Raw genomic sequence first — 18,079 nt, 5'->3', positions numbered from 1 at the left:
GCAGCCACTGATTTTTTTACCGTAACGTTAACTTCCTTGCCGCTGGAGGCCAAGGCAACGGACCAACGCAGCGAACCGGACAATCCGTCTTCCCTGCTTGACGGAATTGCCATTGCAGGCAATTTTCCGATTGAACATCTCTTGCGGCAGACAGTGCCGAGCCATCCTTCCAACCCCGGATCCGCACTTCGAACAAGGAGCCCGCCATGTCCCTTCGCAATGGCAAAGAGTTTTTGATGATTCCGGGTCCGACCAATGTCCCGGATGAAGTCCTGCGGGCGATGCACAAGCCCGCTGTCGACATTTATGAAGGGCCGCTTCTCGAGAACACCGAGTTCTGCATGAACAGCCTCAGGAAGTTGTTTCGAACGGAAGGCAAGACCTACATCTACGCGGCGAACGGCCACGGTGCCTGGGACGCGGCGCTGTGCAACACGTTGAAACGGGGCGACAAGATCCTGGTTCTGGAATCCGGCCGCTTCGCGCTTGGCTGGGGTGACGCCGGCGGCATCGTCGGCCTTGAGGTGGAGATCCTGCCCGGCCAATGGGACAAGGGCGTCGACGCCGCCCGCCTGGAAGCCCGGCTCAAGCAGGACACCTCTCATGAGATCGCCGCGATCCTGGTGGTCCAGGTCGACACCGCATCCGGTGTCTGGAACGATATCGCCGCGCTTCGCAAGGCGATCGATGCAGCCGGTCACCCCGCGCTCTACATGGTCGACACGATCGCATCGCTCGGTTGCATGCCCTTTGAAATGGACGCCTGGGGGGTCGATGTCGCCCTGACCGGCTCGCAGAAAGGGCTGATGTGTCCTCCCGGTCTCGCCTTCGTGGCGGCAGGCCCCAGGGCCGACAAGGCCCACGAAACCGCGGACCTGAGAACCAACTACACCGACTGGACCTTCCGCCAGGGCCCCGAGCATTACCAGAAATACTGCGGCACGCCTCCCGAGCACCTGTTGTTCGCCTTCCGCAGGGCGCTGGAACTGCTGTTCGAGGAAGGCCTGGAAAAGGTCTGGCACCGGCACGCGCTGCTGGCGGAAGCCACACGCCGGGCTGTGGCCGAGTGGTCCAGGGAAGGCGCTCTTCACTTCAGCATCAGCGAACCGCATGCCCGCTCCAACAGTGTGACCGTCGTGCGCATCGACCAAGGCGACGTGGCGGCCTTGCGAAGCTTCACAAAGGAAGTCTGCGGCGTCACAATCGGCGGAACCATCGGCGAATTGAGCGGCAAGGGCATCCGGATCGCCCATATGGGCCATGTGAACGCGGTCATGCTGCTCGGCACCCTTGCCGCCATAGAACTCGGCCTGGCGAAGCTCGCGATCCCGCATGGCCGGGGTGGTGTCCAGGCCGCCATGGATTATCTAGCGGAAGCCATTTGACTGCCGCATCGGTCCTCTGTCGCGGCAGGCTGCTCCACAGCCCATGAAAGCGGGTGAGACATGACTGTACTGCTGAATCTGGCCGGCGCGCTCGGGCTCTTCCTCTATGGAATGAAAGTCATGAGCGACGCCTTGTCGGAGCTTGCGGGACGGAGACTCAGGACCACACTTGGAGATCTGACCTCCAACCGCTTCAAGGCGCTCTCCATCGGCGTCTTCATCACCTGCGTCATCCAGTCCTCGTCGGCGACAACCGTGATGGTCGTGAGCTTCGTAAATGCCGGCCTGCTGCCATTGACCGGCGCGATCCCGGTGATCATGGGCGCCAATGTCGGCACCACATTCACTGCCTGGCTGATCGCGCTTCTGGGCTTCGGCCTTTCCATGACCGCCATCGCCATTCCCCTGATGGCGCTCGGCTTCGCGCTGTTTTCGGTTCCCGCAGGCCAGGCGCGCAAGTGGGGCGGCATCATCATCGGCTTCGGGCTGCTGTTCATCGGTCTTGAATTCATGAAGGACGCGGTGCCGGATCTGCAGAACAATCCGGCTGTCTACACGTTCATCGGAACCGTCTCGGGCTACGGCTTCCTCTCGACACTGCTTTTTCTCCTGATCGGGACGACCCTGACCGTCGGGCTTCAATCCTCAAGCGCGACGATGGCGATCACCATTGTCGCGGCAAGCCAGGGCTGGTTGCCGTTCGAGGCGGCCGCCGCGATCATCCTGGGGGAAAATATCGGCACCACGATCACCGCAAACCTTGCCGCGTTGGTCGCCAACATAAATGCAAGGCGGGCGGCTCTGGCGCATTTTTTCGTCAATGTCTTCGGCGTGATCTGGGCGCTGCTGCTCCTTCGTCCGCTGATCGGCCTCGTGAACGAGGCCGTCATGTGGAGCGGTGGCGGATCGCCCCTCAATGACCCGGCGGCCATTCCGCTCGGTCTTGCCCTGTTTCACAGCATTTTCAATATACTGAACGTCTCGCTGCAAATCGGTTTCGTCGGCAGGCTCGCAGATCTGGTGACGCGCATCATTCCCGACACACCCGATCCGGGTCTGGAATTCGCGGTTCCGAAATATCTCACCGCGTCCGCGATCAAATATCCTGAAACGGCCGTGGATGCTTTCCTGAAAGAATCGCGGCGGCTCTTCAACAATGCGCTCTTTGAGAGCGTCGCGCACAGTCTTTCCCTGTCGCGCCGGCAGATACAATCAAAAGACCCCTTCGAGCTCTGGCTCAGGCAGGCAGGGCCTATACATCCCTATGACACGCAAGCGCATTTCCTGAGCCGGATCGAGCCGCTCTTTGAGGAAATGCTGCGCTATTCGTCGGACATTCTGGCCAACCACGATCTGTTGGAGGTTCAGGATCACCAGATCCAGGCCATCCGGCTCGCCGATCGGCGGATGCTGGACATCGTCAAGAACAGCGCAGTTCTCAACATGATCGCCACACGGGAAGCCGGCGAGAAAAGCCCGGAATTCCATCAGGAGATGGATTCGATCCGTCTGGTGATCGCAAAACTGCTGCGCTCGCTTTTCGAACTCTTCAGCCAGGAGCCTGAGTTGCGGACCCGGGACGCATTCAAGGCGCTGCGGCGGGATGCGCAATTCCTCGACAGGAAAATCTTCCGCGAGACAGATGAACTGATCCGAAGCCGGAGGCTCACTCCCGCGGAAGGCGCCACACTCATCAACGCGAGCTCCATCTGCAAACACATGTCGCGCGATCTGGTGAAAACCGCACGCACGCTCTACAGCGATTTTCACAGTATCCCGGCCTGAATTTCGGCCTCGCCAGCGCCCTCAGAGTTTTTCCTCAAGCCGGTCGCACACTGTCTTCAGAACCTTGACGCGGGCATGGCGCTTGTTTTCGGCGGACACAAGTGTCCAGGGCGCGTAATGGGTCGAGGTCCGGTCGATCATGTCGCCCGCGGCAATGGCGTATTGATCCCACTTCAGGCGATTGCGCCAGTCGTCGTCGGTGATCTTGTGCTGCTTGTAGGCGATTTCTTCGCGCGCCTTGAACCGGCGCAGCTGTTCTTCCTCGGAAATCGCCAGCCAGAACTTGCAGACGATGTAGCCGAAATCGGTCAGCTCCTGTTCGAACTCGTTGATCTCGTTATAGGCGCGCAGCCAGTCTTCATGCCCCGCATAGCCTTCCACCCGTTCGACCAGCACACGCTCGTACCAGGACCGGTCGAAGATCGCGAAATGCCCCTTGCCGGGGACCCGGCGCCAGAACCTCCACAAGTAGGGCCGCGCCTTCTCCTCGTCGGTCGGCGCCGAAATCGGGTGAACCTTGTAGATGCGCGGATCGAGCGGCCGGATGACCCTTCGGATAGCGCCGCCCTTTCCCGCCGCGTCGTTACCCTGGAAGACCAGCACCACGCCGGTTTTCGTCATGGATTTGCGGTCGGAAAGCTCGGACAGCACCTTCTGGTACCTGTCCCGCTGCTCCTCATATTCGGCTTTGCCCAGCTTTTCGGTGAGATCGATCGTATCGACCGCGGTCTCGCGTTTCAGGCCACCGACAACGGGCGGCGCGGAGACAGAATGCGTCTCTCCGTCATCCAGTTTAAGCTTCATGGCTCCCGCCACGGTCTGGGCGAGCGCGGCGTCTCGGTATTCCGGGTCCTGTGAGGGGATGACGAACCAGGGTGCAAACCCCTTGCTGGTCTCCAGGATGATCTTCTCGCCTGCCTGGCTGGCCTTCTTGTGATGTTTCACGGCTGCCCAGTCCGCGAGCACGTGACGGGCCGCGTGTTTCTTCTCGATGTGTTTCAGCCGTTCTTCCTGGACTTCCTTCGGAAACACGAACCAGAATTTCAGGATCAACACATCTTCATTGGCCAGCATTTCCTCGAACCGGCGAATGCGGACCAGCGCCTTTTCGAAGGCGTCTTCATCGATCTTCTTGTAGATCCAGTCCCTGAGGATGGACTGGTACCAGCTGCCGAAAACAATCGCCGTGTCGCCCTTGGCCGGCAGGTCCCGCCAGTAGCGCCACAGCGGCGGACGCCGTTGCGCCTCGTCCATCGGTTCGCCATAAGCGTTACAGACGAGGTGGCGGGCGTCCATCCAGCCGTAAAGACGGGCCACCGCCTCGCCCTTGCCGGCACCGTCGAGCCCGTCCACCAGGATCAGCGTTGAAAACGGCTGCTTCTCGATCACCGGCAATTGCGCGGCCAGCAGGGACTCCCTGAGTTCCGGCTCGAGCTTCTTGAAGGTCTTCTTGTCCATTTTCTGCGGCAAGCGGGCCGATTCAAACATAAAAACCTCCATGAGACGCATTGTCTTTTCCATTGTGAAACAGCTTCGGTCCCGGAGAAACCGTTTTTTCGCTATTGGATGCAAGGATGCGCGCCTATATGAAGCGGTAATCAAACAGACCGGACGCACGAACCGTCCCGCAATTGACCCTGGAAACGCCTTTTTTCATCAACCGACTGACATCCGTGACCGAATATTTCGACCTTGTCCTGACCTTCATCGCTGACAATCCGTCGCTGGCAGGCCTGATCTGTTTCCTGGCGGCCATGGGTGAAGCGCTGTTCCTTATCGGACTGTTCGTGCCGTCCACGGTGGTTCTGGTCGGCGCGGGCACGCTGGTCGGACTCGGCAAACTCGACCTTGCGCCAATCTTCATCTGGACGGTTCTCGGTGCGTCGGCGGGCGATGCGATCTCCTATTGGATCGGCTACACGTTCAAAGACAGAATCAAGAACATGTGGCCGCTCAGCAAATATGCCCACATCATAGAGAGCGGCGAGAAATTCTTCGCCAAGCATGGCGGCAAGAGCGTTTTCTTTGGCCGTTTCGTGCCGGGGGTGAAATCCGTTGTTCCCGGCATCGCCGGCATGGCGGGCATGAACTTCTCCCGCTTCTCGGTCGTCAACATCACGTCCGCCTTCGCCTGGACCGTTGCCCATCTGGGGCCAGGCATCCTCGCCGGGTCCGCGTTGGGCGCCATCGGCCAGATCAGCGGACGTCTGGCGCTCGTGCTGGGCGCCCTGCTGCTCATCGTCTTCCTGACGGTGATGCTGGGACGCTGGCTGATCGTGATCATCCTGCCGCTGTTTCCGAACGCACATGCAGCCATCGTTTCCTGGTTCGTCAAACGTCCGGGCCGGATTTCTCAGTGGATCGCACGCAATTTCGATCCGGCCCACCCCCGCTCCGTCGGCATGCTTGCCTCCGCGCTGCTGCTGCTGATCTCCATGCCGGCCTTTTTCTGGATTGTCGGCGAGGTTGCGCCGGGCGAGCCGATGGTTCGGGCGGATCTTGCCATCCTCAACCTGTTCGACAGCCTGCGCACGCCGCTTGGCGACAAGATCATGGTCTTTCTGACCACTCTGGGTGACGGGATCGTCGTAACGGCAGTAACAGTGGCCGTTGCCGCCTATCTGTTCCTGCGCAAGGCCTGGAGACGGGGGACCGGTTTCGTCATCGCCATGGCCGGAACGGCGCTGTTCGTGCCGCTGTTCAAGCTGGTACTGCACCGCTCCCGGCCGATCGAACTTTACGCCGGCGCGGATGCCTACAGTTTCCCGAGCGGTCATGCGACGCTCAACGCCGTTCTTTTCGGGATCTGCGCGGTGCTGATCGCCCACGACCTCAGCCGCTGGGCCAAGGCGGGCATCTTCACCGTCACCGCCACTTTCGTCATCGCCATCGGTTTTTCCCGGATTTATCTGGGCGCTCACTGGATGTCGGACGTACTGGCAGGGCTGTTCTTCGGAACAGCGATGGTCTCCGCCTTTGCTTTTGTGTTCGGGCCTATTCACAACGAAAAAATCGGACGGGCAACGGTTGCCGCCATTGCAGTCCTGACCCTGGCCGTCTTCGGTGGCTGGCACCTGTCAGGAACCTACCAGAACGCTCTGCAGGTCTACGAGCCCCGCGAAAGCAAGGAAGTGCTGACGGCGTCAGGATGGAAGGAAGGGGGCTGGACGCAGTTGCCCGCGCACCGGATCGAGCTCAACGGCGACACGGAAGAACCGCTCGTCATTCAGTATGCCGGAGCGCTCAACCGGTTCGCGGAGCTTGCCGGCAAGGCCGGGTGGCAGCAGCCGCCGAAATGGTCGCTTTCATCGGCCACCGGGTTCGTGGAAGGCAAGACATCCCCGGATTCGCTACCCATCCTGCCGCGCACCCAGAACGGCCGCCAGCCTTCCCTGATGCTGATCCGCGAAGACCCGGATGACCGCCAGGGAGGCCGCTGGGTGCTGCGCCTGTGGCCAAGCCGCTACCAGATACTGCACCATGGAACGTTGCAACCGCTTTATCTCGGCAGCGTTGTTCACGAAGACATCCTGCGACCGATGGGTGAGTTTTCCGGCCCCAGAACGAATGTCGACGTGCCCGATCCGGCGGATAACCCAGCCCTTCTCATGACGTCAGCGGTAACCCGTAAACGTGCCGACGGCACACTGGTCGTGCTGGGTTCCGGCTCTGAAGCCCCAACCTCAACCGGCCCAACATCCGATTTAGCGCCCTCTCGCGCCCGATAGAAGTCCCGCATCCACCCGGGCGTCTCCGGGCGTCTCCTCCCTGCTCTCCCGTATCCCTGCGTGAAGTCAGGTCTCCGATCGGCCTGCGACAAGATACCTCTTGATCTTTTTTATTATATTCATATATTCGAATATATCTTAATAAGAGGCCATCATGACAGAATTCACACCTCTACTCAGCTTCGCAGGCGGCATGGTGATCGGCCTTGCCACGGTAGCCCTGATGGCCGTGCACGGACGGATTGCCGGCATCAACGGCATTTTGAACGGTTTCCTGACCACGCAGTTCAATCAGGACTGGGTCTGGCGCGCCGCCTTTCTCGCCGGCATGATCGTCAGCCCGCTGGTCCTGCTCGGACTGACCGGCCAGATGCCGGAAATCTCCGCCCCCTCGGCCCCTTCCCTTCTCTTGATTGGTGGTTTCCTGACGGGGATCGGCACCACATTCGCTTCCGGTTGCACAAGCGGCCACGGAGTTTGCGGCATATCGCGTCTGTCGGCGCGCTCGATCGTTGCCACCGTCACTTTCATGACGGCCGCCATCGCGACCGTTTTCCTGACCCGTCACGTATTCGGAGGCTGATCGCATGAAAGCTCTTCTCGCATTTGTCTTCGGCCTTGTGTTCGGTTGCGGCATCCTGATCTCCGGCATGGGCAACCCGGCCAAGGTCCTGAACTTCTTCGACATCGCCGGCACATGGGACCCGAGCCTTGCCTTCGTGATGGGCGGCGCCCTCATGGTAACCGCTATCGGCTACCGTCTGGTCTTCCGGTTGGGCAAGCCGCTGCTTGCAAACTCCTTCAACCTGCCGACGCGGCAGGATCTGGATGTCAGATTGATCGGCGGTTCCGCCGTTTTCGGTATCGGCTGGGCGCTGACCGGTTTCTGCCCGGGCGGTCTTGTCCCGGTCCTCGGCCTGGGAACGGCCCCGCTCATGACCGCCGCAGCCATTCTGGCCGGTATTGTGGCAGCCAGATGGATGATCCAGTTGAGGTATCGCAAGGCGGCCGTTGAGGTTTGAAACCATGTCACGGCCTTACAAACGAGCATGAAATCACAGCGCATCGTGGGTTCATTTGCGCGCACGATGCTCTAGGATACGGACCCATGAAATTGTACTTTCGGGCATCAACCCGGCGGAGAAGAGCAACGTTAAAGCCTTTGCGCCATGCACAAGAATTCCACACAGATTGAAACCAGGAAGAAACGAATGAGCAGTTCGAATTACCCGGTCGACATGACCGTCAAGCCGGATGTCAAAGCATTCTTCGACCCGGCGACCAACACGATCAGTTATGTAGTCAAGGATCCGGCCTCCAGCTCCTGCGCCGTTGTCGACAGCGTCATGGACATCGATTATGCGGCCGGCCGCATCACCTATGACCATGCCGACGCCATCATTGCCCATGTCCGGGACAACGACCTTGAGGTGGAATGGCTGATCGAAACCCATGTTCACGCCGACCATCTGTCCGCCGCCCCCTACATCCAGCAGAAACTTGGCGGCAAGCTGGGCATCGGTGACAAGATCACCGTCGTTCAGGACACGTTCGGCAAGGTTTTCAACGAGGGCACCGAATTCCAGCGCGACGGCAGTCAGTTCGACCGGCTGTTCAAGGACGGCGACACCTATCAGATCGGCGGGATGACGGCCTTTGCCATGTACACCCCGGGACATACGCCAGCATGCATGGTGCATGTGATCGGCGATGCCTCCTTGGCCGGCGACACCCTGTTCATGCCGGATGGCGGTTCGGCCCGTGCCGACTTCCCGGGCGGCGATGCGGCCACCCTTTACGATTCCATTCAGAAGGTGCTTGCCCTGCCGGACGAGATGCGCCTGTTCATGTGCCATGACTATGGCCCCAACGGCCGGGACATTGCCTGGGAGACCACGGTCGGCGCCGAGAAGGCCCATAATATCCACGTTGGGGGCGGCAAGACGAAGGAAGATTTCGTCAAGTTCCGTACGGAACGCGACGCCCAGCTTGATATGCCGAGGCTGATCATTCCCTCGCTGCAGGTGAACATGCGCGCAGGCAAGATGCCGCCTGCCGACGAAGACGGCAATACCTTTCTGAAGGTGCCGGTCAACGCGCTCTGACGCAGATACGCCCTGAACATCCCTCAGGATCAGAACGAAGGCTGACCCGCTCCACGCCGCAAGACGCGGAGGCGGGTAAGACCGGGACGCGATCCGGAACCTGCACGCGCCGGGAGGAAACGGCTGTGACTATGAAGCCTATCAACACACAGATTTTCGTCTCCCCGCAGATACGCCCGGAAGATCTGGCTGAAATCGCCCAGCAGGGCTTCCGCTCCATCATCTGCAACCGGCCGGACGGGGAAGGCGCAGACCAGCCCACCTTCGAGGAAATGGAAGCAGCGGCCAAGAAGTTCGACATTGACATCCGCTATCTGCCTATTGTTGCCGGCAAGGTTCGGGACGAGGACGCCACGGACTTCGGCGCGCTTATGGAAAAGCTGCCGAAACCGGTTCTGGCCTACTGCCGGACCGGAACGCGCTCTGCGACCCTGTGGTCCCTTTCCCAGGCGGACAAGCAACCCCTGGCCGATATCCTGTCACAGACCAAGGCGGCCGGCTACGACATGGCGGGTGTGGTGCGCCGCATCGCCAATGGCGGGCGCACACCGACGGAAACAGCCGAAGACGCCAGGTATGACGTGGTCATTGTCGGGGGCGGCGCGGCCGGTATTTCGATCGCTTCCAGTCTCCTGTCACGCAAATCCGATCTGGAAATCGCCATCATCGACCCGGCGGGTGTGCACTATTACCAACCGGGCTGGACCATGGTCGGCGGTGGTATCTTCAATGCCTCGGATACGGCCAAGACCATGGGGTCGCTCATTCCCAAGGGCGTACACTGGCTGAAGTCGGCTGTCGCCGCGTTCGAGCCGAAGGACAATGCCGTCATTCTGGACGGCTGCCGCGTGGTCAAATACGGACGCCTTTTGGTGTGTCCCGGACTGAAGCTGGACTGGCACAGGGTGGAGGGACTTGTTGAAACCCTCGGAAAGAACGGCGTGACGTCCAACTACCGCTACGATCTGGCGCCCTATACCTGGAAACTCGTTCAGGAGATGAAGGGTGGACGGGCACTGTTCACCCAGCCGCCGATGCCGATCAAATGCGCCGGTGCGCCGCAGAAAGCCATGTATCTGTCAGCCGATCACTGGACGAGAACCGGCAGTCTCGGCAATATCGACATCCAGTTCATGAACGCGGGCGGGGTGCTGTTCGGGGTGAAGGACTATGTTCCCGCGCTGATGGACTATGTGAAACGCTACGGTGTCGGCCTGAACTTCTTCCACAACCTGATTTCCATCGACGGACCAGCTAAAAAAGCGGTCTTTGAAGTCAGCGAACCGGAGAAGGACGTCCATCAGGTGGAGGTCGACTTCGACATGATCCACATTACGCCCCCTCAGACCGCGCCCGATTTCATCCGCGTCTCGCCGCTCGCGGACGCCGGCGGCTGGGTCGATGTGGACCAGTCGACGCTGCGCCACAAGACTTATGACAATATCTGGTCACTGGGCGACGTGATGAACGCCCCCAATGCAAAGACTGCGGCCGCCGCGCGCAAGCAGGCGCCTGTTGTTGCTGAAAACATGGTTGCCGACATGCGCGGCCAAAGCGCGACCACGCAGTATGACGGTTACGGATCCTGCCCGCTCACCGTCGAGCGCGGCAAAATCGTTCTTGCTGAATTCGGCTACGGCGGAACGCTGTTGCCGAGCTTCCCGCGTTGGCTGGTGGACGGGACCAAGCCAACGCGGGTGGCATGGCTCCTCAAGGAACGTATCCTGCCCCCCATCTACTGGCGCGGCATGCTGCGCGGCAAGGAATGGCTGGCGAAGCCCGAAAAGATCTCGGCGGGCTGAACACACGGATACCAAAACAGAATGTCCGGGCCGGGAGACCGGCCCGGACAACCGACAGACCCTCCTGCGGTCATCCCGGTCAAACGCAGCGCGAACAGGGATGACGATCAAGAGATCAAATGATACCGATCTTCCGAAGCGGTTTCCCGGTTTGTAATTCGTCGAACAAGACAAAGGTCATGCAATGATCCGGCCTCAGCGCTATCTGCCCATTCTTGCCTGGGGGAAGCAGTACGACAAGGAAACGGCGACCAGCGATCTGGTCGCCGCGATCATCGTCACCATCATGCTGATCCCGCAGTCACTTGCCTATGCGCTGCTTGCAGGATTGCCGCCGGAAGTCGGGCTCTATGCGTCCATCCTGCCGCTGGTGGCCTATACGATTTTCGGGACCAGCCGGGCGCTTGCGGTCGGTCCGGTGGCGGTCGTGTCGTTGCTGACAGCCTCCGCCGTGGGCGAATTCGCCCAGCAGGGCACCCCGGAATATCTGGGGGCGGCCATTGTGCTGGCTTTCCTGTCCGGCCTGATGCTGGTCGCCATGGGGCTGTTCAGGCTCGGCTTTCTCGCCAGCCTGCTCAGCCATCCGGTCATCTCCGGCTTCATCACCGCTTCCGGCCTGCTGATCGCCTCCAGTCAGCTCAAGCATATTCTCGGCGTTCCGGCGCAGGGACACACACTCTATGATATCCTCCTGTCCATCGGCGGCAATCTGACGGAGATAAACTGGATCACCTTCGCCATCGGGGCCTCCGCAACGGTGTTTCTGTTATGGGTACGCAAGGGTCTGAAGAAGTTCCTGCTTAGCCTCGGTTTCAAGCCCTTCTTCGCGGATATCCTGAGCAAGGCCGGACCCGTGGCGGCTGTTGCGGTGACCACCCTCATCGCCGCGTTCTTCGACCTTGGGGCAAAGGGAGTGCGGATCGTCGGTGACATTCCCTCCGGCCTGCCGATGCCGCAATTGCCTTCCTTCGACAGCGAACTGTGGCTGGCGCTGGCCGGTCCCGCGCTGCTGATTTCGGTGATCGGTTTCGTGGAATCCGTTTCCGTTGCCCAGACGCTGGCCGCAAAGAAACGACAGCGGATCGAACCGGATCAAGAATTGATCGGCCTCGGAGCGTCGAACATCGCCTCGGCCATTTCCGGCGGCTATCCCGTTACCGGCGGTTTTGCGCGGTCCGTGGTGAATTTCGACGCCGGTGCGGCTACCCCGGCAGCAGGCGCATTCACGGCCATCGGCATTGCTCTGGCCACGCTTTTTCTCACGCCGCTGCTAACGCATCTGCCGCAGGCGACACTTGCTGCGACGATTATCGTTGCTGTGCTGTCGCTGGTGGACCTGAGCGCGGTCAAGCGCACTTTTCTCTATTCGAAAAGCGATTTCGCCGCCATGGCGGCAACCATCCTGATCACACTGTTTTTCGGGGTCGAACAGGGCGTGGTTTCCGGGGTCGCGCTTTCCATCGCGCTCTATCTTTACCGCAGCAGCCGCCCGCATATGGCGATCGTCGGCATCGTTCCGGGGAGTGAGCACTTCCGCAATATCGACAGGCACACCGTGGTGACAGGCGAGCGTGTGCTCTCGCTTCGCGTGGATGAAAGCCTGTTCTTCGCCAATTCCCGGTTTCTGGAAGACCGGATCTACGCGCTTGTCGCTGACCGGGAAAATATCGAACATGTGGTGCTGATGTGCACGGCGGTGAACGAGATCGACGCCAGCGCGCTGGAAAGCCTTGAGGAAATCAATCACCGCCTGTCGGATTCCGGCGTGACCTTCCATCTCTCGGAGATAAAGGGCCCCGTGATGGACCGGCTGAAGAAGACGGAGTTCCTGAAACACCTGACCGGCCGGATCTTCCTCAGCCAGTATGAAGCCCTGTGTACGCTGGACCCGGAAACAACACATATTTCCGAATCCCGGACACCCAAAAAACCTGCCCGATCCGACATGTGGTCCGGGCCGGAAATCTAGAAATATTCAGGCCGCATCCTGTTCGATCCGGCTCAATCGACGCTCAGTTGCTGGCCGCCTGCAGGATCGGGATGATCTTCTGGCAGAAGCGAAACAGAACCGGGGCGTGTTCCCCTTGCTGCACCATCAGCACATTCGTTCCGCGGGGGCGCACCGTCACCAGTTCGATCGCTTCTCCCCCGTCAGTGAGCAGGCAGTTTATCGCTGCGCGCTGGGTTTTGCCGTCGCTCTGTTCCGCACCGTAGACTTGGCAGATCCGGCCCGGCGTTTCCAGCAGACCGCGATAGATCGCCAGCGTTGTGCCCGGCACGCTCCGGTCGACGCTTGGCGCCGGGCAATAGTCGAGATCCGTCACCCAGATTCCTTGCGCGAATTTGGCAAACCTTAGGTCGAGCGTTCTTCCCTCCAGGAGAGGCGCGGATTTGGGGACCTGGATTTTAAGATCCCCCTTTTGCGCATAAGCAGGCCCGCCGGTCACAGCACACAGTACGGCCAGCAAGACGCATCGCTTCAAAAATTCCAGCCTCATTTTCCCCTCCCGGATCGCCCGGTACAGTTCCTGCCCTGCTCGCTCAAATCTTTGATCGAGCGGCTTCGAGAAAGCATCCCTCATCTAGGCTGTTAACTCATAAATGAAGATGAAATGGCTTCAACCCGTGTCGTCGGCTTATTTGACCGGGCAGGAGACCCGCTCCGCGCATGCTTCCTGACGGTGTTTCAAAATTTCGATACCCATTCGTCTTCATTTATAAGTGCAGATCCTAGAACACGCAATTTCCGGTCCTGCGTCAACTTTTGCATTGAGCACCTTGTCAACAATGAACAAATGTGGAACAAAATTTCAATGACGAACAGGATGCCCCAGCCTTCCGGCCGTCTTCAGTTGGACGATCCTTTGAAAGACCGCAGGCAATCGGAAACCGCGCTCATGGTCTGGCGCGGGACCGCCCGGCTGCTGCGCCAGTTCGATTTCTCCTGCATGCCGGAAATCACGCTCGCCTCCGGCCGCCGAGCGGACCTTCTGGCGCTCGGGCCGAAGCACCAGCTCTGGATTGTCGAGGTAAAATCGTCGATTGCCGATTTTCGGGCGGACACGAAGTGGCCGGACTACCGGCTGCATTGCGACCGGCTTTATTTTGCCACCCATCCGGATGTACCGGTGGATATTTTCCCGGAAGAGGCAGGGCTCATTGTTGCTGACGGGTTCGGTGCGGAAATCCTGCGGGAGGCACCGGAACACAAGCTGGCCGCCGCAACCCGCAAATCAGTCACCCTGCGGTTCGCACGCAGCGCCGCCAACCGGCTGCATGACCTGAGCGATCCCGACGGCCTTCGGTTCTCCGACCGGGTTTGACGTCCCGGCTACAAGCAGCTTTCGATTATGGACGAACCTTCGGGGCCTCCGCACGCCAATGTCTTTTCGCTTTGGACGAACCACTTACGGCTCGCCGCCCCGGCCTTGAGCCGGGGCCACGTGGCAGGTCCCGGCTCAAGGCCGGTACTTCACGGAGTTGCGTCGCCGCCTGGCAACCGGATCACCCGGGCCAGGCGAAAACGCGCCGGTTCACACGAACAGGTTCACACGAACAGGTTCACCAGGCTTTCCAGATATTCCTGCTTGCCGGATTTCGGCTGCGGTTCCAGATCGCTTGCATGAACACGGTTGGCCAGCGCTTCCAGGGAAGAACCACCCTTCAGGATTTCCGCGTTTTCCGGTCGCGACCAGCCGGCATACCGCTCATCGACAAAGCCCTTCAGGCGGCCGTCCTCGATGATCGCGGCAGCGGCCTTGAGACCCTGTGCGATGGCATCCGCAGAACCGACGTGCCCCTGGATCAGGTCGACCGGATCGATGGACTGGCGGCGCAGCTTGGCGTCGAAATTGGTGCCGCCTGTCGTGAAGCCGCCGCCCATCAGGATCTCGTAATAGGCCAGCGCAAGCTCCGGCACGTTCATTGCGAAATGGTCGGTGTCCCAGCCGCACTGATAGTCGTTGCGGTTCATGTCGACGGAACCGAGAATGCCGAGCGAGCGGGCCATGTGCAGTTCGTGCTCGAAGGAATGACCGGCGAGGATGGCATGGCCCTGCTCGATGTTCATCTTGACTTCGTTCTCAAGGCCATAGGCTTTCAGGAAGCCGAAGACGGTGCCGACATCGTAGTCGTACTGGTGCTTGCTGGGCTCCTGTGGCTTCGGCTCGATCAGGATCGTGCCCTTGAAGCCGATCTTGTGCTTGTATTCCACCACCATGTTGAGGAAGCGGCCGAGCTGGTCGAGTTCCTGGCCGATATTGGTGTTGAGCAGTGTCTCGTAGCCCTCACGTCCGCCCCAAAGAACATAGTTCTCGCCGCCGAGACGGAAGGTCGAGTCCATGGCGTTTTTCACCTGCGCCGCTGCGTAGGCGAAAATGTCCGGATCCGGATTGGTTGCCGCACCGCCCATGAACCGGCGGTTGGAGAACATGTTGGCCGTGCCCCAGAGCAGCTTTACGCCGGTGTCGGCCATCTTCTTTTCGAAGATATCGGCAATGGCGTTCACGTTGGCGTTGCTCTCCGCCAGGGTTTTTCCCTCCGGCGCGATATCGCGGTCGTGGAAGGTGAAGAACGGCATTCCCAGAATCTGGAACATTTCGAAAGCGACATCCGCCTTCAGCTTTGCCTGTTCCATCGGGTCGCCGCCGGCGGCCATCCATGCGCGGTTGAAGGTTTCGCCGCCGAACGGATCGGTGCCCGGCCAGCAGAAGCTGTGCCAGTAGCAAACGGCGAGGCGCAGATGATCTTCCATGCGCTTGCCGAGAACGATCTCGTCCTTGTTGTAGTGGCGATAGGTCAGGGGATCGCGGCTGTCGGGGCCGGCGAAAGGAATCGGCTGAAGATCGCCAAAGAACCCAGTGCTCATCTTTTGTCTCCTCAAAAACCGGCTTGTTTGAGCGCCGGATACAGTTTCCGCCACTGGCCGTAGGCCTCGGCGTAGGTTTCGGTAAGGGCCGGATCGGGATCGATGCTGGTCTTGAGTTGCGGCCTTGAGAAGACCCCTTCCGTCGTCCCGAGCGCCGCGGCGTGACCGAGCCTGGCCGCTCCGAGCGAAGCTCCGAAATCGCCGTCCACCGGCACATCCACAGTGACGTCGAGAAGGCTGGCAATGATCTCCAGCCAGACTTGCGACCGCGATCCGCCGCCGACGGCCAGCACCCGGTCGATTTTCGTCCCAGCAACGCTCAAGGCTTCGAGACAATCTTTAAGGGCAAAGGCGACGCCGTCGAGCACCGCATGGGTCAGGTCGGCATCATCGGTTTCATGCGAAATACCCATGAAGCCGGCGCGGATATCGACATCGTTATGCGGCGTGCGCTCGCCGCCGAGATACGGCAGAAAGGAAACCGCAGACGGGCCGGAGACCTTGTCCAGTAGCCCGGTCAGGTCGGCAGGCGATTTCTTCAAGGTCCTGGCAAGCCAGTTCAGGCTGTCGGTGGCCGACAGGATGACGCCCATCTGGTGCCATGTGTCCGGCACGGCGTGGCAGAAGGCATGTACGGCGCCTTCCACATTCGGGGAGAACCTGTCGTTGGTGACAAACAGGACACCGGATGTGCCGAGCGACACGAAGGCCGACCCGGGATCGACCGCACCGACACCGCAGGCGGAAGCGGCGTTGTCACCGCCGCCCCCGGCAACGACGGGCGTTCCATCGATCCCCCAGCGGGCACACAGATCGGGTTTCAAGGTGCCGGAGCTTTCCGAGCCTTCCACGAGGCGCGGCATGTGCTTGCGCGTCAGCCCTGTCGCGACCAGCAGGTCGTCGCTCCAGTCCCGTTTCGCGACATCCATCCAGAGCGTACCGGCGCTGTCGGACATATCGCCCGCATATTCGCCGGTCAGCCTGAAGCGGACATAGTCTTTCGGCAGCAGAACCATCGCCGTCCGGGCAAAGATGTCGGGCTCGTTTTCCCGCACCCACTGCAACTTCGGCGCGGTAAAGCCGGGCATCACCAGATTGCCGCCGAGCGTGAGGAACTTCGGTTCGGCTGCCTGCAGTTCGGCGCATTGTTGGCCGGACCGGCCATCGTTCCACAAAATACACGGACGCAGGGGCCGCCCGGCATCGTCCAGCAAGGTTGCGCCATGCATGTGGCCGGACAGCCCGATGCCCCGAACCGCGGCCATTTCCTTCGGTGCCTGCGCTTTCAGCGCATCAAGGACCGTCTGACACGCCGTCCACCAGCTGTCCGGATCCTGTTCCGACCAGCCTGGATGAGGGCGCTGCACCGTCAATTCGGCCGTAGCCGAAGAAATCAGCGCCTGGTCCTCGTTCAGGAGAATGGCTTTGACCGAACTCGTGCCGATATCGAGACCGATGTACATGAGGTGCGTTCCTCAACTTGGTTGAAAAAGAGTGCCGATCCCCGCGAGAAGACTCGGCACGGTGTCTTTCAAAGTGTCCGGCCAACGCCCGTTGCCTGCTTCCGCACGAACGGGAAACTCCCGCGGGCAATCGCCCGCGGGGCGCGAAGGTCCCTAGCCGGCCGGAACATCTTCCACAAAAGCGCCCGGTCCGGGAACAGCCCCCGGAGGGCATTTTCCGAGGATAATCATGCCGAGCACATCGTCATCGGTCACATCCGACGTGCGTGCCGTCCCGACGAGCTGTCCGTTCTTCATGACCGCGATCCGGTCGCATAGCTGGAAGACATCATGAATATCGTGGCTGATCAGGAAGATGCCGAGGCCCTGTTTCTTCAGCTCCTGGATCAGATCGGCCACCATCTGGGTTTCGTGAACCCCGAGTGCTGCCGTCGGTTCGTCCATGATCAGGATCTTGGCGTTGAAGTAGACCGCGCGGGCAATCGCGACCGACTGCCGCTGCCCGCCAGACAAGGCCTTCACCGGCGCATGGAACTTGCTGAAGTTCGAATTGAGCCGGCCCATGATCTTGCGGGTTTCCGCTTCCATGGCATCGTCGTCGACAAAGCCGAGAGGCGACGTCAGCTCGCGTCCGAGGAACAGGTTGGACGCGGCGTCGAGATTGTCCGCCAGCGCCAGCGTCTGGTAGATGGTCTCGATGTTATGCGCCCGTGCGTCGCGCGGCGAGTGAATGTGGACTTCCTTGCCGTCGATGCGAATCTCGCCGGCGTCGGCCTTGTAAGCGCCGGACAGCATCTTGATCAGCGTCGATTTGCCGGCGCCGTTGTGGCCGAGCAGGCCGACGACTTCGCCGGGGAAAAGATCGACGGAGACGTGATCCACGGCCTGCACACCGCCGAAAGCGATGCACATGTCCTTCAGTTCTACGAGAGGTGTTGCCATCG

Annotated in this window: 14 protein-coding genes; 9 read left to right on the top strand and 5 right to left on the bottom strand. The window is 60.5% G+C overall.

Features of this window, described 5'->3' with window-relative positions; all coding sequences use genetic code 11:
• Window positions 1-206 precede the first annotated feature (206 nt).
• Together OA90_RS06755 and OA90_RS06750 are read left to right on the top strand one after the other, a co-directional pair.
• The gene (locus tag OA90_RS06755) at window positions 207-1,385 is read left to right on the top strand and encodes an aminotransferase class V-fold PLP-dependent enzyme (protein WP_068408865.1); all 1,179 of its coding nucleotides are present in this window, start codon (window positions 207-209) and stop codon (window positions 1,383-1,385) included.
• 60 nt (window positions 1,386-1,445) lie between these two features.
• Window positions 1,446-3,170, top strand: a complete 1,725-nt coding sequence (locus OA90_RS06750) for a Na/Pi symporter (protein WP_082836888.1) — start codon at window positions 1,446-1,448, stop codon at window positions 3,168-3,170.
• A gap of 21 nt (window positions 3,171-3,191) precedes the next feature.
• Here OA90_RS06750 and pap read toward each other — a convergent pair whose 3' ends face one another.
• Entirely contained in the window at window positions 3,192-4,658 is a 1,467-nt protein-coding gene (gene pap, locus OA90_RS06745) for a polyphosphate:AMP phosphotransferase (protein WP_068409195.1), read from the bottom strand.
• Window positions 4,659-4,843: 185 nt separating this feature from the next.
• Here pap and OA90_RS06740 point away from each other — a divergent pair, with 185 nt between their 5' ends.
• The 6 genes from OA90_RS06740 to sulP all read left to right on the top strand — a co-directional run bounded on the left by OA90_RS06740 (window position 4,844) and on the right by sulP (window position 12,774).
• Window positions 4,844-6,898, top strand: coding sequence for a bifunctional DedA family/phosphatase PAP2 family protein (locus tag OA90_RS06740; RefSeq protein WP_068409194.1), 2,055 nt, complete (start codon window positions 4,844-4,846; stop codon window positions 6,896-6,898).
• A 154-nt stretch (window positions 6,899-7,052) separates the two neighbouring features.
• The gene (locus OA90_RS06735; protein ID WP_068408863.1) at window positions 7,053-7,481 is read left to right on the top strand and encodes a YeeE/YedE family protein; all 429 of its coding nucleotides are present in this window, start codon (window positions 7,053-7,055) and stop codon (window positions 7,479-7,481) included.
• A gap of 4 nt (window positions 7,482-7,485) precedes the next feature.
• On the top strand, window positions 7,486-7,920 hold the full coding sequence (locus OA90_RS06730; protein WP_068408861.1) for a DUF6691 family protein: 435 nt from the start codon (window positions 7,486-7,488) through the stop codon (window positions 7,918-7,920).
• 189 nt (window positions 7,921-8,109) lie between these two features.
• Window positions 8,110-9,003, top strand: a complete 894-nt coding sequence (locus OA90_RS06725; RefSeq protein WP_068409193.1) for an MBL fold metallo-hydrolase — start codon at window positions 8,110-8,112, stop codon at window positions 9,001-9,003.
• Between the two features lie 131 nt (window positions 9,004-9,134).
• Window positions 9,135-10,805, top strand: a complete 1,671-nt coding sequence (locus OA90_RS06720) for a bifunctional protein tyrosine phosphatase family protein/NAD(P)/FAD-dependent oxidoreductase (protein ID WP_068408859.1) — start codon at window positions 9,135-9,137, stop codon at window positions 10,803-10,805.
• A 184-nt stretch (window positions 10,806-10,989) separates the two neighbouring features.
• Entirely contained in the window at window positions 10,990-12,774 is a 1,785-nt protein-coding gene (gene sulP, locus OA90_RS06715) for a sulfate permease (protein ID WP_068408857.1), read from the top strand.
• 43 nt (window positions 12,775-12,817) lie between these two features.
• Here sulP and OA90_RS06710 read toward each other — a convergent pair whose 3' ends face one another.
• Window positions 12,818-13,303 carry a hypothetical protein gene (locus OA90_RS06710; protein WP_068409192.1) on the bottom strand — a complete coding sequence of 162 codons (486 nt, stop codon included), beginning with the start codon at window positions 13,301-13,303 and terminating at the stop codon, window positions 12,818-12,820.
• A gap of 315 nt (window positions 13,304-13,618) precedes the next feature.
• On the opposite strand from OA90_RS06710, the gene OA90_RS06705 reads away from it, so the two are divergent.
• The gene (locus tag OA90_RS06705; protein WP_068409191.1) at window positions 13,619-14,128 is read left to right on the top strand and encodes an MmcB family DNA repair protein; all 510 of its coding nucleotides are present in this window, start codon (window positions 13,619-13,621) and stop codon (window positions 14,126-14,128) included.
• Between the two features lie 224 nt (window positions 14,129-14,352).
• Here the strand turns inward: OA90_RS06705 and xylA are convergent, their stop codons facing one another.
• The 3 genes from xylA to OA90_RS06690 form a co-directional block, all read right to left on the bottom strand.
• Window positions 14,353-15,672 (bottom strand): xylose isomerase, encoded by a 1,320-nt coding sequence (gene xylA, locus OA90_RS06700; protein WP_068408855.1) that lies wholly within the window; start codon window positions 15,670-15,672, stop codon window positions 14,353-14,355.
• Window positions 15,673-15,683: 11 nt separating this feature from the next.
• Window positions 15,684-17,135, bottom strand: a complete 1,452-nt coding sequence (xylB, locus tag OA90_RS06695; RefSeq protein WP_068408853.1) for a xylulokinase — start codon at window positions 17,133-17,135, stop codon at window positions 15,684-15,686.
• A 153-nt stretch (window positions 17,136-17,288) separates the two neighbouring features.
• On the bottom strand, window positions 17,289-18,077 hold the full coding sequence (locus OA90_RS06690; protein ID WP_199823631.1) for an ATP-binding cassette domain-containing protein: 789 nt from the start codon (window positions 18,075-18,077) through the stop codon (window positions 17,289-17,291).
• Between the last annotated feature and the right edge of the window lie 2 nt (window positions 18,078-18,079).

It is taken from the genome of Labrenzia sp. OB1, assembly GCF_001624695.1.
Taxonomy (GTDB): Bacteria; Pseudomonadota; Alphaproteobacteria; order Rhizobiales; family Stappiaceae; genus Roseibium.
Note: the sequence above shows the minus strand (reverse complement) of the source record. Positions and strands in the feature narration are given on the sequence as shown.